Annotated in this window: 9 protein-coding genes; 1 reads left to right on the top strand and 8 read right to left on the bottom strand. The window is 50.8% G+C overall.

All coding sequences use genetic code 11. The features are described from left to right. Positions 1-5: 5 nt before the first annotated feature. The 4 genes from rpsP to HDT28_03450 all read right to left on the bottom strand — a co-directional run bounded on the left by rpsP (position 6) and on the right by HDT28_03450 (position 2,651). Positions 6-299 carry a 30S ribosomal protein S16 gene (rpsP, locus tag HDT28_03465; GenBank protein ID MBD5131635.1) on the bottom strand — a complete coding sequence of 98 codons (294 nt, stop codon included), beginning with the start codon at positions 297-299 and terminating at the stop codon, positions 6-8. 30 nt (positions 300-329) lie between these two features. Then, a complete protein-coding gene (gene ffh / locus HDT28_03460; protein MBD5131634.1) occupies positions 330-1,673 on the bottom strand; it encodes a signal recognition particle protein in 1,344 nt (447 codons plus the stop codon). Beyond that, entirely contained in the window at positions 1,673-2,002 is a 330-nt protein-coding gene (locus HDT28_03455) for a DNA-binding protein (protein ID MBD5131633.1), read from the bottom strand. The genes ffh and HDT28_03455 overlap by 1 nt, the downstream gene beginning before the upstream one ends. 121 nt (positions 2,003-2,123) lie before the next feature. Further along, positions 2,124-2,651 (bottom strand): hypothetical protein, encoded by a 528-nt coding sequence (locus tag HDT28_03450; GenBank protein ID MBD5131632.1) that lies wholly within the window; start codon positions 2,649-2,651, stop codon positions 2,124-2,126. 187 nt (positions 2,652-2,838) lie between these two features. Between HDT28_03450 and HDT28_03445 the strand changes: the two genes are divergently transcribed. Continuing rightward, the gene (locus HDT28_03445) at positions 2,839-3,042 is read left to right on the top strand and encodes a helix-turn-helix transcriptional regulator (protein ID MBD5131631.1); all 204 of its coding nucleotides are present in this window, start codon (positions 2,839-2,841) and stop codon (positions 3,040-3,042) included. A gap of 139 nt (positions 3,043-3,181) precedes the next feature. On the opposite strand, the gene ftsY is transcribed toward HDT28_03445, so the two are convergent. The 4 genes from ftsY to HDT28_03425 form a co-directional block, all read right to left on the bottom strand. Continuing rightward, positions 3,182-4,087 (bottom strand): signal recognition particle-docking protein FtsY, encoded by a 906-nt coding sequence (ftsY, locus tag HDT28_03440; protein MBD5131630.1) that lies wholly within the window; start codon positions 4,085-4,087, stop codon positions 3,182-3,184. Positions 4,088-4,111: 24 nt separating this feature from the next. Next, positions 4,112-7,705, bottom strand: coding sequence for a chromosome segregation protein SMC (gene smc, locus HDT28_03435; GenBank protein MBD5131629.1), 3,594 nt, complete (start codon positions 7,703-7,705; stop codon positions 4,112-4,114). 218 nt (positions 7,706-7,923) lie between these two features. Further along, a complete protein-coding gene (locus tag HDT28_03430) occupies positions 7,924-9,513 on the bottom strand; it encodes a hypothetical protein (protein MBD5131628.1) in 1,590 nt (529 codons plus the stop codon). Position 9,514: 1 nt separating this feature from the next. After that, on the bottom strand, positions 9,515-22,363 hold the full coding sequence (locus HDT28_03425; protein MBD5131627.1) for a hypothetical protein: 12,849 nt from the start codon (positions 22,361-22,363) through the stop codon (positions 9,515-9,517). Between the last annotated feature and the right edge of the window lie 160 nt (positions 22,364-22,523).

The raw sequence follows: 22,523 nt of genomic DNA, 5'->3' as shown, positions 1-22,523 counted from the left end.
GTTAATTATTCAGCCTTTTTCTTCTTCTCTACCTTGGTTTTCTGGGTAGACTTGCCCTTTTCGAGCGCGCCCGCCTTAACGAGCAATGCGCGAACGGTATCGGTAGGCTGAGCGCCGTTCTTGATCCACTGCTTGGACTTTTCTACGTCGACTTTAAGCCCGTCTTCGAGGTGCGGATCGTACGTGCCGAGCACTTCGATAAACCTGCCGTCACGCGGCGAACGCGCGTCGGCAACGATTATACGGTAGAAGGGGGATTTGTGATCGCCCAAGCGTGTAAGTCTGATTTTAACCATGATATGTTTTCTCCTTAAAATAGGTTTTTATTGTTATCTAAAACGCCTTTTCTGACGAATTATTTTTTGTTGCATTTGCGGCATCTTGCCCGAGCTCGCCATCTTCATCATCTCTTTGGTTTGGTCGTACTGTTTAAGAAGCGCGTTTACTTCCTGAACGCTCGTTCCGCTGCCCGCGGCAATGCGTTTACGCCGCGACGACTTGATAACTTCGGGATGGGTGCGCTCGTACGGCGTCATGGAGAGGATGATCGATTTATACTTGTTAATGCGCTCGTCTATCTGCTTGGAATCGACGTTGGCTTTGTTCATGCCGGGGATCATTGCGACTACTTCGTTTATATCGCCCATCTTGGCAAGCGACTTGAACTGCGTGAGGAAGTCTTCGAGCGTAAACTTGTTCTCGCGCATACGCTTTTCCATCTTTTTGAGCTCTTCCTCGGTAACGGCCTCTTGCGCCTTTTCGATAAGCGTGAGCACGTCGCCCATGCCAAGTATACGCGACGCCATACGGTCGGGATAGAACGGCTCGATGTCGGTCGGCTTTTCGCCCGTGCCGCAGAACTTGATCGGCTTGCCCGTTACCGAACGAATAGACAGCGCCGCACCGCCGCGAGTATCGCCGTCGAGCTTTGTAAGAATTACGCCCGTAATATCGAGTTCTTCGTTAAAGGTCTTGGCAACGTTTACGGCGTCCTGACCTGTCATTGCGTCGACCGTGAGCAAAATTTCGGTCGGGTTGGTCTTAGCCTTGATATCTTTAAGCTCGTTCATGAGCTGTTCGTTGATATGAAGCCGACCCGCCGTATCGATAATTACGGTATCGTAACCGAGCTTTATCGCCTGCTCCACGGCGTTTGCCGCGATCTTTACGGGATTGCCCGTGCCTTGCTCAAACACCGGGACGTTGACTTTTTTACCTACTACTTGAAGCTGATTGATAGCCGCGGGACGGTACACGTCGCACGCCGCGAACATGGGCTTTTTGCCCTGCTTTTGAAGATACGTGCCGAGCTTGCCACAGAACGTGGTTTTGCCCGCGCCTTGAAGTCCGCACATCATAATTACGGTGGGCGGCTTGGGCGCAACTTCGAGCTTGGAATTGGTAGAACCCATAAGCTCGATAAGCTCGTCGTTGACTATTTTAACGACCTGCTGTCCGGGCGTGAGCGATTTTAACACCTGCTCGCCGACAGCCTTTTCGGACACGCGAGAAACGAAATCTTTAACTACGGCATAGTTGACGTCGGCTTCGAGCAACGCAATACGAATCTCGCGCATTGCCTGCTTGATATCACCCTCGGTCAGCTTGCCGCGAGCGGTAATCTTTGAAAATACGTTGCCGAGCTTTTCGGCAAGCGATGAAAATAAACCCATCAGTACCGCCACTCCTTTAAGTCTGTAATTACGCTATCGAGCGCCGTCTTTGCTTGTCCGTCGGGAATACCGTCCGCTACGGTCTGCAATCTGGAAATAACCTTATCCGTCTTTTGCACTATACCGATAGCTTGCTCGTATTCGCGAAGCTTTTTTTCGGCTTGCTGTAATCTACTCAACACTGCCTGCCGCGTAACGCCGCATTCCTCGCCTATCTCGGCAAGCGACAAATCGTAATCGTAATACTCGCGTACCGTGCGCAGCATATTGTCGGTCAGTAGCGCGCCGTAAGCGTCGCACAGCCTACTTATTTCCAAGTCCTTAGCCATAGAAACAAATAACGGTGTAAAATAAATTTACTTTACACCGTTAGTATAGCACAAAGATTTTATTTTTGCAACTGTTTTAACAAAAAAAATCTCTGACTGCAAAAAAACAGTCAAAGATTTTTTATTCCCCTTTCATTGTGCAATCCGTCAGATCGTCGGAGTATCCGTCGGCAAGCAACGAAGCTTTAAGACGCTTATCGATTTTGAATACCTTTCTCCATAATACTCCAAGCAGTGATAATATCAAAGTCGGCGCAAACAAACCGCCGAAGTACGCTATTGCCACATATGTAGCAACGTTGTACAATTGATCCATTTCCAAGACAGCGGCAAGAATAAGACAAATGACTATTGCCGGTATTATAAACGAGCAAAAAAGTCTTCTGAAAAACGATATAATATTGCAAAGCACTTCGGTAAGCTTAAATAAAAAATTACCTGTAAACGGGCTTTTTCTGCGAAACTCTAACCAATCTACGTATTTGTGCTTTAATTCAACCTTTCCACTACTATTTGCATCAATATATGGGTTATCTTCCGTTTCCGTACCGTAATACACCCAACCAAACGCTTTCTTCTGCAACCTTAATAACCACTTGTCCCCAAACACACCCCTGATATTTACAGACTCTATTCTATGCAACGCCACAATACCACCTTATCCAACGCCGTTATATTTAATACGGACCGCATTATCGACGTAGAATTATGTCGACAATTGTTAAATATTGTCGATCTAAATATAGTATAGGTGAGTTTTCTTCATATGTCAAGCGTTTTGATGAGATTTCTTCACTTTTTATGTGTTTTAGTGAGTTTTCTCATATAATATTAATATGATTATCGGGCAAAGAATAAAAGAAATGAGAACTGAGCGCAATATCAGCCAAAAAAAACTTGCCGACGCTGTGGGAGTCGACAAACGCGCAATCATTTTTTGGGAACAAGAGGTAAACGAGCCAAAGGCAACATATATACGTAATCTTGCGGAGTTTTTTGGATGTTCGGCTGATTATTTACTTGGACTTAAAGACGAATAAAAACCACCGACCGAACAGTTTTAATCTACTCGATCGGTTTTTTAATGCAAAAAAGTACGGTTTTTACACCGTACTGTTTTAAACTTAAAGTTTTCTTTGCTTCTTTCTTGTTCACAAGAAAGAAGGGAAAATAACTTACTTATTCGTCGCCCATTATACCGCTGACGAAATCCTCGGCGTCGAAGTCCTCGAGATCGTCGATACCCTCGCCCACGCCTACGTACACGACGGGCACGCCGAGTTCGCCCGCTATGGCAAGCACCACGCCGCCCTTAGCCGTGCCGTCAAGCTTAGTAAGAATAATACCGTCAATATCGATAGCCTCGTTGAAAATATCGACCTGAGAAATAGCGTTCTGTCCCGTGGTAGCGTCGAGCACGATATAATTAAGCACGGTCGCGTCGGGCAATTCCCTACCGACAACGCGTGAAATCTTTTTCAGCTCCTCCATGAGGTTCTTTTTGTTATGAAGCCGCCCTGCGGTATCTATAAGCAGTACGTCGCCGTTCTTGCTCTTAACGCTCTGCGCAGCGTCGTAAACGACGGCGGCGGGGTCTGCGCCTTCCGAATGCTTGATAATACGCACGCCCGCACGGTCCGCCCATACGGAGAGCTGGTCGGCGGCAGCGGCGCGGAATGTATCTGCGGCGGCAATCGTGACCGACTTGCCCTGCGATTTGAACTTTTTGGCGAGCTTGCCGATAGCCGTGGTCTTACCCACGCCGTTCACGCCAGAAAGCATGATAACGAGCGGATACTCGTAGTCGGGCTTTTCGTTTTCTTCGAGCAGCTCGACGAGGATATTCTTTAAAATATCGCGCACCGTCGCCGTATCGCGCACGTGCTTGGCGTCGATCTCGTCCTTTAACCTTTCCATTATCGTATCGGTCGTTTCCGCGCCGATATCGGACGTAATAAGCGTGTCTTCGAGCTCGTCGTAGAACTCGTCGGTAAGCACGCCGCCCGTAAAAAGCTTATTGAGCTTGTACGCAATAGCTTCCTTAGTGCGTTTAAGCCCTTCTTTTATCTTAGAAAAAAATCCCATAGGTAGTACCTTTATCTAAACGGTTTAGCCCTCGGCGGGTACGGTTTCGGCGTTCTTGATAGCGTCGGCGAGCCGTACCGAAACGATAGACGAAACGCCCTTTTCTTCCATAGTAACACCGTACAGACAGTCGGCTTGTTCCATAGTCGGCTTTCTGTGCGTGATGGCAATAAGCTGGGTATCGCTCGAAAACTTTTTGAGCGCCGCCGCAACCCTGCCTACGTTGGCGTCGTCGAGCGCTGCCTCTATCTCGTCGAGCAAGCAGAACGGCATGGGGCGAAGCTTCATGATAGCGAGCAGTATCGCAATCGCCGTGAGCGTTTTTTCGCCGCCCGACAAAAGCGTTATCGATTGTAAAACCTTGCTCGGCGGCTGCGCTTTAATTTCCACACCGCGAAGAAGCGGATCCTCGTTCTCGGTAAGTTCGAGGTCGGCGGTGCCGCCGTTGAACAGCTCAGAGAACAGCTCGCGGAAGTTAGCGCGAATTTTCTCGAAGCACTCGTTAAAGTCGCGCAGCATATTGTTGGACATTTCTTTTATGATGCGTTCCTCGTCGGCGAGGCTTTTCATCATGTCGTCGCGCTGAACGGACATTGCGCCCACCTTTTGCGACAACTCCTGCGCTTCCTCGATAGCGTTCTCGTTGATTGAGCCGAGGTTTTGTATTCTGCGCCTGATCTTGGCTATTTCGATCTCGCCGCTCTCGGCGTCGTAGTTTTCTTCCTTGAACGGCAAGCAATCTTCGTATACCATGCCGTACTCGGTGTAAACGCTTTCTTGAAGATTGCTCATGTTCACGTCCACCTGCGTGAGCAATATCTCCTGCTCGTGCTTGCCCTCGGTGAGCCGCGAAATCTCGTCGTTGCACGCAAGCCGCGCCTTGTCGCTTTCCACCGTCTTAAAGTTGAGATCGGCTTTATACTGCGACAGACCGTCGAGCTTGGCTTGGATCTCCTCGCGCCGCTTAGCGTTGCCGTCCGTAGTGCTCTCGGCGAGGTGCTTGATCTTGTCGTCAAGTTCCTGCATTTTGCGGTTGTTGCCGAGTATGATAAAATTATTATCCTCTACGCGCTTAGCGATCGCAACAGCTTCTGATTTAAGCCGCGAAACGTCGACTTTTAGCGCTTCCACGTCCTTTGTAAGCGCGACTTTTCTAATATTCTTATCCATGACCGCGTTACGCAGTTCGTCGCGCTTAATACGCAGTTCCTCGAACGCGCGGGTCTTGGCGTCGTTTTCCTCGGTATTGGCGTTAGCCGAAATATCGTCCTGCTTCTTTTCCACAGCGTCGAGATCGGCGACGATATTATCGAGCCGCTCCTTCGCTTGCGCGAGCGCCGCTTCGTCCTCCGCCTTGCTCTCTTTGAGCGAGTTAAGCTGGTTTTCGAGCGCGGACAGCTCGGCGGTCTTGGCTGTTATAGCGAGCTCGTACTCGTGGATATCCTCTAACAGCTCTCTCACGCGCCTGGTGAGCGTTTCGTTATCTTTAACGAGTGCGTCGCGCTCGGCTTGGTCTGTTTCTATCTTGGTTTTGAGCGCGTCGATCTGCGCCGTAATATCCTTAATATTGCGCTCGTACGAGAAAACGTTGGTAACGTCGGACTTTTTACTACCGCCCGTGATCGCGCCCTGCGTAGTGACGATATCGCCGTCGAGCGTGACTATGCGGAAGCCGTACTTGCTGTCGCGCGCAAGCTCGACCGCAGTATCCATGTTATCGACAATAACGGTGCCGCCGAGAAGTCCGCGCATAACGGGATCGAACACTTCGTCATACGTCACGGCATTGGTCGCAACGCCGTAGCACCCAGCGCGGTTAAGAAGCGGCATGAGCGCACCGTCGATAGCGCGCGGCTTAAAGCTAGTTATGGGTAGGAACGTGGCGCGCCCGTACTTGTTCGCTTTAAGATGCTCGACGAGAAGCTTGGCGTCATCCTCGTTCTTGGTCACGATATTATTGACGGCAGAGCCTAGCGCCATATCGACAGCCGCCTCGAACCCGTCCTTTACGGTTATGACTTGACCGACAACGCCCACAATCGCCTTTTCTATGCGCGGATTGGTTTTGGCGTCGTCGAGAAGCTTGCGCACGGTGTGCGTGTACGCGTCCTTTTGAACATCTTCGAGCACTTTTTTACGCGAAACGAGCGCCGAATAGTCCTGCTTCTGCTGGCTCAGTTCGGGCGTAAGCACTTTAATGCGCTCGGCGCACGCCGTATTGCGCGCGGCGGCTTCGTCCTTTTGCGAAGTAAGCTCGGCGCATTCCTTTTGAAGCCCGTCAAGCTCGGCTGATTTAGCGTTGTAGCTGTCCGTGCCAAACTTTATGCGCTCGGTAAGATTATCTATGCGCGCAGCGAATTCTTCGAGCTGCTCGGCAAGCGCCGCGCGTTCGGCGGTAAGCTCGCCCACACTGCGGTTGACTGCGGCGCGGCGTTCCATTGCGTCGAGAAGCGCCTTGCGCGCGGCGTTTATCTTGGCTTCCTCGGCGGTTACCTTGTCGGCAAGAACGGCGTATTCCTCGTTGATACGGTCGTATTCTTGGAGAATAAGTTCGAGCTCGTCGGTCTTGCGTTTGAGCTCGTCCTGCTTTTGGGTGGTAGTTGCCGTTATATTCGCGTAATTCTCGTTAAGGTTCGAGTTGGTCGACATCAACGAGAGATTTTGATTGTTATAGCTTTCGAGCTGTTGTTTTAACAGCTGAATCTCGCCCGAGATCTTCTCTTTGTCGACGGAAAGCTCCAAAAGCTCCTCGCGGTATTTTTCGAGGTTGCCGTCTATCGCTTGAAGCTCCGCCATTGCGCTGTTATAGTCGCTCGACGCCTGCGCGTACTCGGCTTGCTTTTTGGCGATCTCGCCGTCTATGCCGGCTATTACCTCGCTGAGCTTGTCCTTGGTCTCGGAAGCCGTTTCGTACCTGTGCATATACAGGTTGATCTCGTGCTGTTTGAGCTTTTCTTTAAGCTCGCGGTAGGTACGAGTTTTTTCGGCTTGGCGCGCAAGCGGCGCGAGCCGTTCGGTATCGTTACTCAGAATATCGTTTAGCCGAACGAGGTTGTCGCGCGTGCGCGCGTTCTTGCGCTCGGCTTCGGTCTTTTTGTATTTGTACTTAGTTATGCCCGCCGCTTCCTCGAAGATAGCGCGACGGTCCTCGGGCTTGGAGTTGATTATCTCCATGACCCTGCCCTGACCGATTATGGTATAGCCCTCGACCGAGAAGCCTGCGTCGCGCAGCATTTCCGAAATGTCGCGGAGCCTGCAAAGACTGCCGTTGCGGTAATACTCGCTCTCGCCCGAGCGGAACAGCTTACGCGAAATGACTACTTCCTCGTAGTCGTACGACGGGAAAAGCGAGCGGTTATGGTTGTCGAACGTGAGCGAAACCTCGGCATACGACAAAGCCTTGCGCTTGGCGGTACCGTTAAAGATAACGTCCTGCATATTCGAGCCACGCAAAAGCTTAGCCGACTGCTCACCAAGCACCCAGCGCACAGCGTCCGCGACGTTACTCTTGCCGCAACCGTTAGGACCGACGATCGCGGTTATGCCTTCGCCGAACTTGACTTCGAGCTTGTTCGCAAAGGATTTGAACCCTATTAGGGTCAGTTTTTTGAACTTCAACGTTATGTACCCGCACTACCGTGTATAATGGTATTACGTACATTATACTATATACACAATAAAAAATCAATCGATTTAAGACGAAACGGGACGAAATTTATATAACCTACTTCTTTTGGAAAAAGAAGTAGGCAAGAAAACTTTTAGTGTTGTGTGTTTACTTAGGCGATAAATAGTTCGTTACGCCCAATTAGCTTCGTATCGTTATATATACCGCCCTATATCGTAACCTTGGAAACGCGCACAAGTCCGCTATCGACAAGCGTTTCCATGGTTTGCGTAGGCATTATATAGTTCATAGGCTGTCTGTCAATCTTTTGAACTTTATAATCAGCCATGACCTGCGCGATTATATCCTTAGCGTACTTGGCTCTGCGGTCGCTTGTTATACGGTACAGCAACCGAGTTTTGGTTTTCGGGCTTTTTTGCGAGAAGTCCTCGACCCTATACTTAGTGCCGTCGAAATTCTTAGGCTCGGCATTGAGATACATATACAACGATTTGCCGCGAACCGCAAACACCGCGACCCCTTTTCTGCCGATACGAAACGCTTCCTTTTTCCAGCTGATACGGCTGCGCATCCCCTTATACGAAAGAAGCTCGTTTTTAAGATCGGAATACCTAACCTTTACTTCCTCGTCCGCAAGAATAAGCCTAGCCGTAAAGCTTCTGTTAAACCGCACCTGCGTTTCGCCCGACGGCGCGCTCTCGCCGCCGACCGTAACGTTCATTTCGTCGTCGCTCTCATCGTCGGGATCGAATTCTTCATCGTCGCGATCGTCTTCGTCGTCTACGCTATCGACGTTCGTTGCCGCAGCTTCTTCGAGCGCCGCTCTGCGCAGCGAATCGAGTTCTTCGTCGTCCGCGTCGGGAGCTTCGCCGAGTATCGCTATACGCAACATATCTTTTAAATACAAATCGTCGCGCTTTAATTCTTTGAGGTCGTACTCGACGCGCGTAGGTTTGATATTTAAAAGCAGCGTAAAACGATCGGCAAGCTGAACGACCAGATACTTGGCGTATTCGAGCCGTCTAGCCGAAGTCAGCTTAAACAGCATGGGCGTTTTCTCAAACCGCTTTTTATCGGACTTGTCTATTCCGCGATACTTTGTATCGGCATATTCGGCGGGATCGAGCGCGAACGCAACGCACAGCGTGTTCCCTCTGAACAAAACGATAGCGAGCGTTTTGCGCCCCTTATAAATGCGCTGTTGCTTGAAGCTTGTGGCTACCTTTACGCCGTTATACAGCCCGATATCGTCCATAAACTCTTTATAGCGTTTTTTGACTTCGTCGTCCGCAGTGCGCAGCTTGCCCTCGAAGCTGTACGAATAGCGCACATAATAGCGTTTTCTGTAATACTCACTGCCCGCAAACCCGAGTTTTTCCCTCGCCTCGTCTTTGAGCGACGCGACGGTCAAAATCTCCCTGCTCGATAGATCGGTTCGATCGGCAGAGTCCGTTTCGGTATCGTTATCGGCGTCGCTGTTGTCGTCCGCCTCGTCCTCGTCGGTCTGCGCTTCGGTATCGTCTTCCTCGTCCCCCTCCGCTTCGATCGCCGCAGCGGGAGTTTTTGTAGAAGATATTTCTAGCGTACCGGCTTTAAGCGCGTCGAGCCGTTTGTTGAGCTCGTCGCGCTTATCCTCTAACCGCTTGGAGCAAAGCCTGCGCACGTAGCGCTTGCGGAACAAGTACCATACTACGATATTCAGCGCAATGAGAAGCGCGAGCACAACCGATATAACGACTATCGTCGCGATCTGTGCCGATGAAAATATGCCTGCGGCGAAAAAGATCATACCGTTCATCTTACACCCCCGCGTCCATAGCATTCATAGCCTGCTCGACGAGCCGCTTTTTGCGTTTGCGGATAATAACCTGAGCAACCGCGAAACCTGCCGCCACTGCCGCCGCGCCGCCGAGAACGCCCACTACGGTATTGAACACAACGTGCGCGCCGACTATCTTCCAACCAAGCTCGATATCGTCCTGCGTGCCGTCCTCCCACTCGTAGTTATCGGGATCGGTAAGCGATACCGTAGCCGTAAACTCGCCGCCATAGCCGTAAACGTTGCCGCTGACGATCATTGTGTTTTCGTCAAAACCGTTCGGGATATATTCGATAGGCTTGCCGCTGACAATAAACGTATTCCCATCTGCTGTCGGCTTAGCTATGCGCTTACGCGCAACCGTCCATTCGAGTTCGACGCTATCGGCATCGACATTTTCCCATGCGTAGTTATTGCTGTCGGCAAGCCCGAAAATTACCGTATACGTGCCCGCATTGACCGCAATGAGCGTAATGCTATCACCGCTTATAATAGAGCTTCCCGCATAGCTCATGCTCATAAGCACATTATTAAACCCGACAACCGCCGAATAGAGTTCGCCGCCCGTATATATATCGTTCTTGTTCTCGCCATCGCTCGAAAGAGTGAGCTTCGGCGCGTCAAGCACGCGTTTAAGTATGGTGAACGTTTGGCGCGTTTCGGCGAGCGCGTTATAGTTATCGCCCTCGGGAACGTACAGCGACACGTAATAGCGCCCCGCATTCGACGGTACGCCGTTAAGCTGCTTGCCCGCCTCGTCGTAATAACGCCAAATATACTGTGTTTCCGCTCCGTACAATGTTGTCGCCTGAGGGACGGACGACGAATCGCCGAACGTCCAATTGTTCATGAGTATGCCAGTTATAAGCTCGTTATTTGCTTTCGTGACAACGAACGGAACGGTGCACGAGCTAACGCTGATACCATCCCAAGTAGTGTTATACTCGTCTGTGAGCGTAAGAATTACCTGATGCGTGCCGGCATTGATATAAATTCCGCTGCCTACGTAATAGTATTCGTCGCCGTAGGTATCGTCGATTATTACAGGAGTGTGATTCGCGCCGTCATATACCGCGTCGCGTACGGTGATAAGACTTTGCGAAATAAGCTTCTTCTCGATGACGAAATCGACCGCGGACTGCTCGTTTGCAAGGCGGAAATTACTGCCGACGCCGGTTATGCGCGCCGTGTAGTTGCCTGCGAGCGTAGGCATTTCCTCGCTGTCCCACGAAACTCCGCTGTTGGAAGTGCCGACGTAGCGGAACGTAAGAGTAAGCTCGTTAAAGACGCGTTGCATATCCACGCCCGATACGGTCGAGCTCGGCGCACCGAGCTTAGGCTCCGTGATCGTGCCGCCGTATTCTCCGCCGCCCTGCGTTACGCTTACGAATATAGGCAGCGCCTGCACGCTGAGAAGTCCGGGCGTGAACGATATTTCGTAGTTGTCCGCGTTGTAGCTATCGATATTAATGAGATACGTGCCGACGGCGCTATTGGAGTTAGCCGTAGTCGAAAGAGATATACCGAGCATTGCTACGGTGTCGTCAAAAGCGAGCGCATCGGCGGTAAGGCTAACGTTCGACAGATTAGGAGTGAGCGAGTAGTACGAACTCGCATTGCCCACCGTAACGGCGATCGGGCGCTTGGAAACGCTGAACTCGCCGACAACGGCTTTAACCACGTAGTTTTCGGCTGTCATACCGATAACGTAGCCGTCTGCGTCCGCTTTGAGCGTTATGCCGTACGTGCCGTAAGGAAGCTTGCTCGGCGCGTCGACCAGCTCGTAACGTATAGCCGAGCCGTCCACGTTAATGCGCGACGCGCCGTTGCCGAGCACGAAGTCCGCCGCATTAAACTCATAGCCGTTATAATTGCCTGTTGCCGAGAAGGTCGCACCGTAAATAAAGCCGCCGTACGCCGTAACGCGCACTTCCTTTTTGGCAATAAAGAACGACGCATAAGCGCTTGCCGAGGAATAGTTATTCGTGCCAGACGATATTGCTTTTACCCAATATCCAAACTCTTTATAAGTTGTAGCGGCGCTCGACCAGCCTGTATCGCTGGCAGGCAAAGCAGCGTTATTGTTCACCTCGTCCGCGGTTTTTGCCTTGTACACAAAGCTGATGCTTGCACCGAACTTAGCCGAAGCCGTAGGCGCAACGCTTTCGCCATACGTTATATCGCTTACGGAAAGATCGGTTATCTCGCCGTCCGCCTTACCGACGATCCATTGCTTGATGACCTTGCCGTCGACCGCACCCGATTCGGCACTCCACTTATAATTGTTTGACGCGAGAGTAAATACCACCTCATACGTTTTGGCATCGAGCGCATACAGCGAAATGCCGTCCGTCGTGTTCTGTATAGTCAAACCGTCGGCAGTAACGAATATTTCGTCGCGGTCGAGCTTGACTTCGAGCACGAGCTGTCCGCCTGTGTACGTATCGTTGGTCGAGTCCGAAGTTACGACGGGCGCGGTAACTTCCTTCTGTTCTATCTCGAACACGAAGTACGCGCGCTGACCTGTCGCCGCATACTCGCCGTAAACGACGTGCGTGCCCGCGTTTGCGCGCCAATTGTTACGCGAAACAAACCCGCCGACAAGCCCGAGCTCTATAAGCCAATCGTCGTTATCGAAGCTGCCGTCCTTGAACTTACCGTCAAGGCTCGCATAGTCCATACTCGAAGTAGCGAAATAGAACGTTATACCCTGTTTTTCTTCGCCGTCAACCGTAGCGTGCGGATCGTTTTCCGCGCTGCCGTACACCCAGCCGATAATCGAAACTTGGAGATTAACGTAATCGGTTGTTGCTATAAGGTTGAGAATTACCGTACCGTCGTCGGTATTTGTATTGGACAGGTAGTAGTTGGCGCTAGCCGCAGCATTGAGCGCGATATGCGCCGAATAGGTACCGTTATCGGTAACGGTAAGCACGAGCCCGCTGTTGCTTACGGTATACTTGCTTGTAGGGACGGATTCTGTCAGTCCATTTGCGGTAAGCGTAAAGCCGCGATTGCCGAACTCCATAATGTCGGCGATATAGCCCGTTATAGTGCGCTCGGTCTCGCCGTCGTCTAAGTTTATGGTCGACCTGTTCCAAAGCACGCTTATAGACTTTTTGGTGATATTATAGTCGCCGTAAGTCCAAGTATAGCCGTCCGCGAACTTATAGTTGCCGTTAGCGGCAAGCGTTACGCTTACGGTATACTTACCCGCTTTATTGGGCGTAGTTCCCGCGCCGCTATATACGTCGGTATATACGGGAGCATAAGTCGAAATCTTGTCTGCGGGAATATTGCCGAACGATATTATCGCTTTTAACGTTGCGCCGTACGAGCCGCCGTGGTAATCGACAACACCGCCGACGATATCCTCAGTGTATACGCGGTCAGTCGTCGACGCGGTGATAACGCGCGGCACTACCGAGAAATTAACCGACGCATATTCGATAGCGTAGTTTTTGAACCACAGCGCTATGCCGCTGTCGCCATCCGTCGTGCCCGAAACAAGTACGTAATAAGCGTCCGTACCCACTCCGCTTACCCACGCTACGTAATCGGTATCGAACTTATAATCGCCGCCCGCCTTGCCGCCGTGGCACAGCGAGTCGAAATTTTCATCGGCGACGAAGCCCGTAAACGCTATAATGAAGTTTTCCGTATTTCCGTACGTAAATGCGAACTGATTGCGGTAAACGCCGTCCTGCAAGCCCTGCGCATACACTGTAAGCTTCTTTTGCGTTATACGATAATATGCGCCGTTGCCGTCATCGTTGTATTTGAACGTAACGTTATAGTTTACGTTTGAATACTTAGCAGACATAGCGTAATAGCCGACGTCATACTCGTTATTTACGGCATTTTCGAGTTCGAGCGTAAGATTGAGTAATTTAAGAGCATCGCCCGACTGCCCCGCCCAACCGTTCGGCGCGGAGAAATATCCGTTAAACACCGCGCTGTCCGCAAGCTTGGCGTTGATCGCGAAAGTGTGATCCTGACCTGTATACTCGCCCTTGGCGCCCTCGTACGTAGTCGACGAGCCGTCGAAATTATAGCCATGAACTGTGACGGTCACGTTACGTTTTACTACGGTAAGGTTGTTTTTGGAAGTATCTACCGACATAACAATATTGTAGTTTGCCGACGGGATCTTATCCGTTCCGTCGAAGTTGACCGACATTTTATAGCCGTTTTCGGACGGTGCGGAATGAACGGTGTAATTGCCGTACTTAAAATACAGCTTAGTGAGGTCGAGCGCACCCTTATCGGTTTCGCGCGCGATTATTTTTTGCGCGATGTCGTCGCCCGTAGTGAACTCGCCGTCCGCGCTGAATTCATAGCTCGCCGTAACGCCGTCGAACAAAGTCTCGCCGTTCTCTACTATCTTGCGCCCGTCGCCGAACAGCTCCGTGCCGTACTGAACGCTGGCATTGCTTACCGTTATAGTCAGCGTGCCCTTAGTGACGGAGAACGGCTGCGTGATTTCGCCGCCTGCGGTGTAGTTGGGATCGCTCGACGAATACGTTATCGAGTAGTTGCCTACGTCTATCGGCGCGCCCGCGAGCACGCGATCTTCGTCAGTGTTTTTGTACACTATATTGAACGAAACGTTTGAGTCTCCCACCGCGCTGATTTGCCAGGTCTTAGCTACGCCGTTATACGTAAAGTCGGGAGAAGTAACGCTCATCGACAGCTTAGCGGGAGTTATGGTAAACGAGCCCGCTATGTTTACCCCATTTTGGGTTATCGCGTTTTCGTCCGAGATAGCACCGTATTTAGCGGCGTCGTACGAACAGCCGCTGAACTTTATTATATAGTTATTGCCAAAGCTCGTTCCGCCCTCGCCGTACGTGCCGAACGTTGCATATATAGGATAAGGTATTACATTGCCGTTGCCATCAACGCGAACGTTATTAGTCTTTATAGACGCGTTGGAATTGGTAAGAGCGTCCGTTTTAAGCTTAACTACTTCGTCCTTATCGTCGTAGAACGAGTACGAGCCGTTAACGGCAACCACCGTAAACGAAAGCTTTTTAGGTTCGCTCGGATCGTCGTCGCGCAGGTTGTAGCTGTTTTCCTTATCGTCGATCTTGATAGTAACGGTACGTTCTGTAACTGAAAGCACACCCTTTACAAATGTAAGATCGTAGTTATTCGAAGAAATACTGCTCGTGTTGTTCGCCGTTATATCATACAAACCAACCGAGCCGTTCTCGTAGCCTTTAACGTAAGTCGTGATAAACACGGGCAAAGTTCCACCGACTACAGCGCTGCTCCACGTATCTGCTGTCGCGCCGTTTACAACGTAGCCTCCGACCGAATAATTAAGACTCACCTTAGCCGAATCGGTATACACACTCGCCGCTATGTCCTCGCCGTAAACAACGTTTATGTGGTTGCCGGTAATCGTAAGCACCTTTTTGCCTACTCGAAAATAATAGGTTTGATCGATCGCCGGATAATTATTTGTGCCGTCCATATGTACTGTAACGGTATAATCGCCCGCGCCGAACACTCCCAAATCGAACAGACTCTTAATAAGCGCGCCGACGGTATTACCCGAAGAAAGCGTTACTTCGTCGAGCTTGCTCGATCCGTTAAACACCGCAACGGTCAAATACTGCTCAGACGCCGTATCGCCGATTTCAATACGGTTAAACGCCGCAGACGGTTCAATTACGCTCTGTCCGTTTGTATGATCATAGCCATTGGGATTATAGTATGCGGAAGCTGTGTTGCCGTCGAACTTGCCGTAAGTCCACGCGTCCGTAGTTACTTCGTCTCTATTCGTTTTGACCGAGCCGTTATCGAACGCAAAGTTAACTGTAAGGTTGTTTGCCGTAGCCTTTGTTATCTCTGACTCAACTTCCCTGTACTCGGTAGCGTGATTTTCCTCGCTGATACGAATATAAACGTACTTTTTCGCCCATACGTCTATCGACTTGGGAGCGTCGACCGTCCACAAGGATACTTCTTTAAGCTCATCGTCTCCGAGCACGACCGCCGAAACATAATACTCGTACGTAGCCGAACTGCCGTCTACTGTGATCGCATTAACGGTAGCGAGCGCATGCATCGTCTCATCGTATTGCGCGTTATAGCCGTTCGCCGTGACCGACGCGAATGCCGCGGGCGTGACAGTGTAAACACCGTCGGTGAAATTCGCCTTATAGTTAGTCGCATATACGGCTTCGAGCGCGCCGGTAATCGCATAGCCCCCGTCTTTAACGGGCTTCGTCACCTTGCCACCGTCGCTTACGACCTCACAGCTTAAAGTATACAGCGCGTCGAGATCGACTCCGTTCGGCACGGAAAGCGTAGCACCGTCGTACAAAGATTTTGACACAACGGAAACTATCGCCGTAGCAGCGTGATAATCGCCGTCCTTATAGTACTCTGACGATTTGTCGGAAATCACCACGTTAAATTCGAACGGCTTTACCGTAAGCTTGCCGTCGACATTAATGAACGAATAATTATCCGAAGTTACCGCGCCCTCGTTGAACTCGATAAGATATCCGTCCTCGGTCGCGTCGCTCGACGAAGTGTAGCCAGCAATCGTATACAGCTTTTGTCCCGCAACGAGCGCAAGTCCCGAAAGGTTGCTTACACTGTCACCCGTCTTAAAGCCGCTCACGGTATACATACCGTCTCCCGCCGTCAAGTCTGCGAGCGTCATGCGGTAATCCTTACCCACAGGATTTTGCTCGCTGTAAGTGATCGCTATATTGACGGATACGTTGAGCTTCGCCTTGTTCACGACAACCTGATACACGGTGGGTGTTTCACCGCCGATAATAAGGTCGTAGTGGTTTTTCGCCGTTATCTTGAATTTAAAGTCGTACGTACCAGCGTTCTTTACGGTGTGCGTACCTGCGGCGTATTTTACAAATCCGTTACCGTCACCAATGTCGATATACCATTCTAGCGGGTTTTCTGTCGTGCCGTTAACGACGACCGCCGTACTCGACGCAATAAGCACTGCATGAGCATTCGCATCATATTCCGCACCCGCAATGCCGCCGTAAACGTTCACGACAGGGCTCGTAATATACGCCTTTTCTATCTCGTATGTAGCATTGTTAATGACGAACGTAATTTCGTAATTACCCGTTTTATTTCCGAACGCGGATACGGTAAGATCGTAAGCGCCAGCCGCAAGCGTAACGTCAGTCAGGTCGGATACGCCGTCAAGCCCGAGCGCAAAAACCTCAGTCACGGCGTCTCCGTTGACTATCGCGTCGCCTGTCTGTCCGCTCGTAAGCTCAACCGAATACGTACCGTTGTAAAGATTGACGACCTCGCCGTATACGCTCTTTCCCGTCGAATTTAGAGTGACGGTTATCTTGCGCGCTACTACCGTAAAGCTTGCAGGCGTGACTGTAACGGTGTAGTTGCCGTCCGTTATGCTCGGAGTGACCGAATACATGCCGCCCACGGCAGAAGATTTATCTGCGTTAACCGTAACTGTTATCTTGCTTTCGTCGCCGTTTACGAACTTCGCCGTATCGGGCGTATCGTCGCCGTCGGTGTATACCCAAGCCCTTTCTTCGGCGAGTATTTCTTCACCGTAAACGTGAGCTGTCACCGCCACACCGCTTATCTTCACCGCGCGCGGCGATATGGTAAGCGTAGCGATAAGCCCGCCCGAAGGGATGACGAAATTGCCGTCGTCGTTGTCCGTTATGCTCTTTACTTCTATTGTATAAGTCTTAGCGTTCTTTATCTGCTCCGCCGCCCTATTCCCGACGGTAACGCCGACTGTCGTATTGTCGCTATCGGACTTCTTAGGCATATTAGCTACCGTCGCTACGAGCGTATGCGCATTACCGTCGTAAACGGAAGAAAACTCAGTGCCACTGCCCGTAACGGCACTGTCGCCGTCCGCTACCGACCACGTTACTTGAAGCTCCAACGGCTTGACCGTGAATGCAAGGTCTTTAAAGCCGAGGTCCTGATAATCGGCGTCCGCGGCCCCGTCAGATTTACCGAATATCAGCTCGACGGACACAGTATAATTGTCCTGAGCCCACACAAGGTTATTGACAAGCTCACCGCTTGACACGTACGCCCACTGCGAGCCGTCCCACGTTCTCGTGACCGTGCCGACGCTCGACGAAGTAGAGGCCGTGCCCAACTTATAGAAGGTGTATACTATCTTAAATCCCGTCTTTTCCTTTTCGGTATCGATAATGGAAATATTACTGCCCGACATAACTATCACGTTATCAAGCTCGGCAGAGCCGCCAACGCCGTTATCGCCGAAGGTATACCCACCCGCCGCATTTATAGCAAACGTAATATCGAGACTCCGATTTATAATGGCATAGTGCAAGTAAACTACCGACTTTTCCCCGTCGTACACGATCTTTCCAAGCCCGTCCACATAGCCGCTGCCGTAGTTATCGGAGCTATTAATCTTCCATACGTAATTGTACGGATTAGAGCCGATTGCGAAAGAAACGAAATACTTTCCGCGTTGCGAAAGATCGACTGTGCCTGTACCGTGCGAAACGGTAGCCGACTCATCGCTATACGGATCGTTACCCTTGCCGTAGAGTACGTTCACTGATACGCCATACGCAGTGAGATCGAAAGCAAACGCGGTAACGCCGTTATACTGCATAGCGCGTTGATTGCCGAGCGCGGGCGCGATCAGCTCTTTGCGCGCGACGGTGACAAAGCCGTTTATTGACAACGTATAACTGCCCGTTTTTTCAAACTCCCGCTGTTCTGTCGCGGCTAAGCAATAATTCGCGCTGTCGGCGACTGTGAACACTATCGAATATATGCCTGCGTCGCCGTACGCAAATACGCCGTTCGAATAGCCGGAAACGTTATTTTGCACCGTAGGCGTCGCGCCGTTCAGCCACGCGCTGTCGAGAGCACGCGACACGTCCGCCGTGACGAGATTCGCCCAGCCCACAGTCGACGAGGTAAACGTAACCTTTCCACCGTCGCCGTACGTAGGACTTGCGACGGACACGTTACCTACGGAAATCGTGCCGATAACAGCTTTCTTAATGACGAAATCTTTATAATATCCGCTCGTCGGGATATTATAATTGGGGACGGCTTCGCCCGTAAGCACCGCTACGTAAGCATAATATCTGCCCGCATTTATAGGATCGACGTCGCCGCCCGTAGGTACGGCGTCGCTCGTGCTTCTCGACTTATATTTTATTGTAGCCGAAACGGTATCGCCCGAACCCGACTTGACGACAATTGTCGGCGAAACGGTCTTTTTAGCGCCGGTATAAGTTAAGTCATACGCCGAATCCCACGATATACCGATATCCGCTTTGGTAACGGTAAGCGTGAGAGTTACGATAGCGTCTTCCGCGCCGACCTCCCATTTATAGTTGGTTGCAGGCTTTACGGAAATAGTATACGTATCGACGTTGCGCATGACGCTTCCGTTATTCACCGAAGCTACGGTCACGTCGAGCTGATCGACGTTTTGCCCGTCGACGGCGAGCCAATTCGCAATAAACTCGCTAAAAGCGAACGCCCTGCCCGCATACTCGACGCTGTGCGCAAGCGTACCGTTATCGAATTTAAGCTCTTTAAGCGCGGCGGAAAGTATTGTAAACTGAGCGCTTACACTGCCCGGCAGCCTGTAGTTTACTGCAAGCGAGTAACCTGCGCCGTCCGCGTTGGCGACGCACGCGAGGTCTTTTACAAATACGTAATACGTACCCGCGGCAAACGGCTTGCCGTCCTTGATTTTGCTCGCGTCGATTGCCGTTTGGCTCGCGTCCGCGAAGTATTCCACAGTGACTGTCAGTGTAACGCCGCTCTCGCTCACGCTAACCGTAGGAGCAGGCGCTTGCCCCTTTGTCTCGTCGAACGGATAGCCGCCCGTAGGGATATTGAAATCGATCGTTACGACCGCTTGTTGCACCTCGTAAACCTTGCCGTCGGCGGCCGAGTCGAGACTTGCGCGCTCCTGTCCCGAAGCTGCGCCGTCCCATTCGTGATTATCGATCGACGACTTAAACGCAACGGTTACTGTGTAAGTGCCCGCATCTCGAACAGAAACCTCTCCCGTCGCGTAATCGAACGAACAACCTACCGCAGTCGTACCGTCTACGAGCTTGCCGATCACCATCACGTCGAGAATAGCCGCATATGCCGCATTCCAATCGGCCAGCGTGAATTTATGCGCGGAGCCGTTATAAGTAAAGGTTTGATCGCCGCCGAAGCCTATTTTGGTTATCTTTTTTCGCGCGATATCGAACGCCGAATATGCGTTTCCGCTTATCGTTATATCGCTCGCATAAACCTTATTGGTATTGTTAGCGGCGTAGTCTTTAAAATATACGGCATATTTGCCTGCGTCGAGCGTAGTAAAATCGGGGCCGCTAAGAAGTCCGCTCGTCGGCACGCCGCTTCCGCTGTAATTCGAATAATAGTACGCCGTGCCGAAATCAACGTAGCCCGCGGGACTCACCGTCGAAACCAGCGCAGGATCGTTGGTCGAACTTCCGTAAACCAAATTTGTCGCCGTCGAAACGCCTATACTTACGGCGCGCTTTTGAATGACGAACGTGACTTCCTTTTTGGCGCCCGCAGTGCCCTGCCACTCATAATTTTTGAAGTGCGCCGAGTCTATTTCTATTTCGACCGTGTACGTACCGGCGTGGAATAGCGTATTCTTTTCGGCGGCGGGAACGCCCGCGTCGATACCCGTCACGGATTTAATAACGGGCGTTTTGAGCACGGTCGCCGCACTGTCGCCGTAAGCGGAAACAAACTCGCTCGCATTGATGAAGCTCGCCGCATTGTAGGTCACGTCCTTATCGAAATGCGGAGAACCGAGACTGGCAGTCGATATCGTCTTTTTTGTTATATTATAGAGCACGGGCGCGGACTGCGCGGCGTTGTAATATTCGGTCGCCTCCGTCTTTACAAAAACGTAATAGCTGTCCACATCGCGGAAGGGTGTAGCCTGAGCATTATCCGCCGAGCTCGTAGTTTCGTAATAATAGAACTTATAGACAGGGTTTTGCGCGTTGTCGCCGCTTTGCACTGTATCGAACACGTCGACGCTTGCGCTCGTACCCGTATTGACCGCAGTAACTGTATGCGTCGGTTCTATTGTCGTGCCGTATACTCTATCCGCACCGCTCGCATAAGTAAGCGAAAGACTTACGGTCGCCTTATTGACTTGAACGGTATAGACAAGCGTGTAGTTATCCGTACGCAACGGGTCGGACACCCACTGATAATCGCCGTTGGTTTCCAATTTGACCGTAACGGTATATTCGCCGCTTAGCGGGAATTTTATCCTATCGTTGGCTTTTTCGTACGCGCCCGCAATTTCCGTAGTTACGCCACCTTCCGATTTGCGCGCGACGGTTACAGTCGCTCCGTCCTTTACCGTATCGTCAACAAACTCGATAGAACGATACGTTCCGTTAGGATCGAATACCAAAATCGACCTGTCAAATGCGGGAAGATTGACGTCGGTCGCCGAAATAAGCGTATTTCTACCATTCCTAATTAGGTTATTTTGCTCTTTTTTGCGCGAATCTCCGCCGATTTGAACGGTCAGCGAAATCTTATTGACTTTGACCGACAAATGGTCTATCACATTTCCGTCCGTGCCGTAATACGTGACCGAACACAAATCCGAAATGCTGTCGAGCGGAATAGAAGCCGTATCGCCGGTGCTGTAATTGAACGCAATAGTCAGTCCCGAATAATCGAACTCACCGAAAGCCGTTTGCCGCGCAAACGATCCGCCGATACTACCGATTGCGGGCTCTTCGAATTTAACATTTTCGATTTCGATTTTCGCGCGCACCGAGCTGTCTGAATAAAGCACCACGTAAATCGTCGCGGTGTAATAGTATTCCTCACCTTTAGCGAGCGCGTCGAAGCCCGCCAAAATTTGTTCTCCGTTAGGCGCAAGGTTTCCATCTATGCTGAACTCTCCGGACGACAAATAACCGCCCTCATGCCCGTCGTTGCTTACGGGGAACACCGCACCCTCGATATCGGTCTCATAAATTACGGTCGAGGAAGTGAACTCGTCGAAGTACGATAAATACTCGTCTAAATTCTTTACGACGAGTCCAACCGTCTTTTTCTCTTCGAAATGAATAGTATCCGCGAGCGTAGCGGTCGTCGTCGCGCCGGTTACATCGGTAATATCGACCGACACGGTGGTCGAATCTCCGCCGATACCGCCTGCGGTGACAGTCACGCTCTCGCCCGTCTCGGCGATAAATGTATTGCCGTTGCCCGTAGAACTCAATACGAGCGTATATGTAGAGTTTGGATAAGTAACTTCTACAACAAGCCCGTTCATTAGTTCCGCGACGGTCATGCCCTTGACGAATGCCGCATAGTTTTCGGGCGTGCGCCAATATCTTCCGTCATAGAGCGTGTACGAAGAATTGACTGCAACGGTCGCCGAATTAATAGCGACCTTGGTTATGGCCGAACCGTCGACGCTTGCGGTGGCGCTTACGCCCGTAGGAGTATATGTGAACGTTACGTTATTGCCCTGATTGGGAACAAGATGTCCGCCGTCAATAGCGACTGACAAAAGCGAACGATCGACGGATTCGTAGGTCGAGCCGTCCGTTGTGCCTTCTACCGTAAAATATGTATCGCTGTTAAGCTGCTGTGCCGTGAGATCGGTCGTAAAGCTCGCGCCCGAAACAACGGTTACGCGTATACTCGTATACGAAGGATTGGAATCGGCGCGAGCACGTTCGGCATGCCAAAAACAAACGCCCGCCAAAACGAACAACGCCGCCAAAATCGCGCCTATCTCCGCAAAAGATTTAAAACGAACCGAGATTTTCTTGGTATTCATATACGTATCTCCACGCACCGCAATGAAAAAATTACATACAAAAAAGATTATTTATGATAAATCACAAATAATCCCCCACAAGAATATTATATTCGATAGGTATTTTTTTGTCAAATATTTTAAAATGCCAAGTACAATAAATTAATAAAAAACTAAAAAA

It is taken from the genome of Clostridiales bacterium (assembly GCA_014799665.1).
In the GTDB taxonomy this organism is placed as follows: Bacteria; Bacillota; Clostridia; order Christensenellales; family Pumilibacteraceae; genus Anaerocaecibacter.
This window is presented reverse-complemented; position numbering and strand designations above follow the sequence as displayed.

Coding starts and splice junctions, on each gene's coding strand:
- HDT28_03445 (MBD5131631.1), top strand. CDS start 2,839: ATGATTATCGGGCAAAGAATAAAAGAAATGAGAACTGAGCGCAATATC.
- HDT28_03425 (MBD5131627.1), bottom strand. CDS start 22,363: ATGAATACCAAGAAAATCTCGGTTCGTTTTAAATCTTTTGCGGAGATA.
- ftsY (MBD5131630.1), bottom strand. CDS start 4,087: ATGGGATTTTTTTCTAAGATAAAAGAAGGGCTTAAACGCACTAAGGAA.
- HDT28_03430 (MBD5131628.1), bottom strand. CDS start 9,513: ATGAACGGTATGATCTTTTTCGCCGCAGGCATATTTTCATCGGCACAG.
- ffh (MBD5131634.1), bottom strand. CDS start 1,673: ATGGGTTTATTTTCATCGCTTGCCGAAAAGCTCGGCAACGTATTTTCA.
- HDT28_03455 (MBD5131633.1), bottom strand. CDS start 2,002: ATGGCTAAGGACTTGGAAATAAGTAGGCTGTGCGACGCTTACGGCGCG.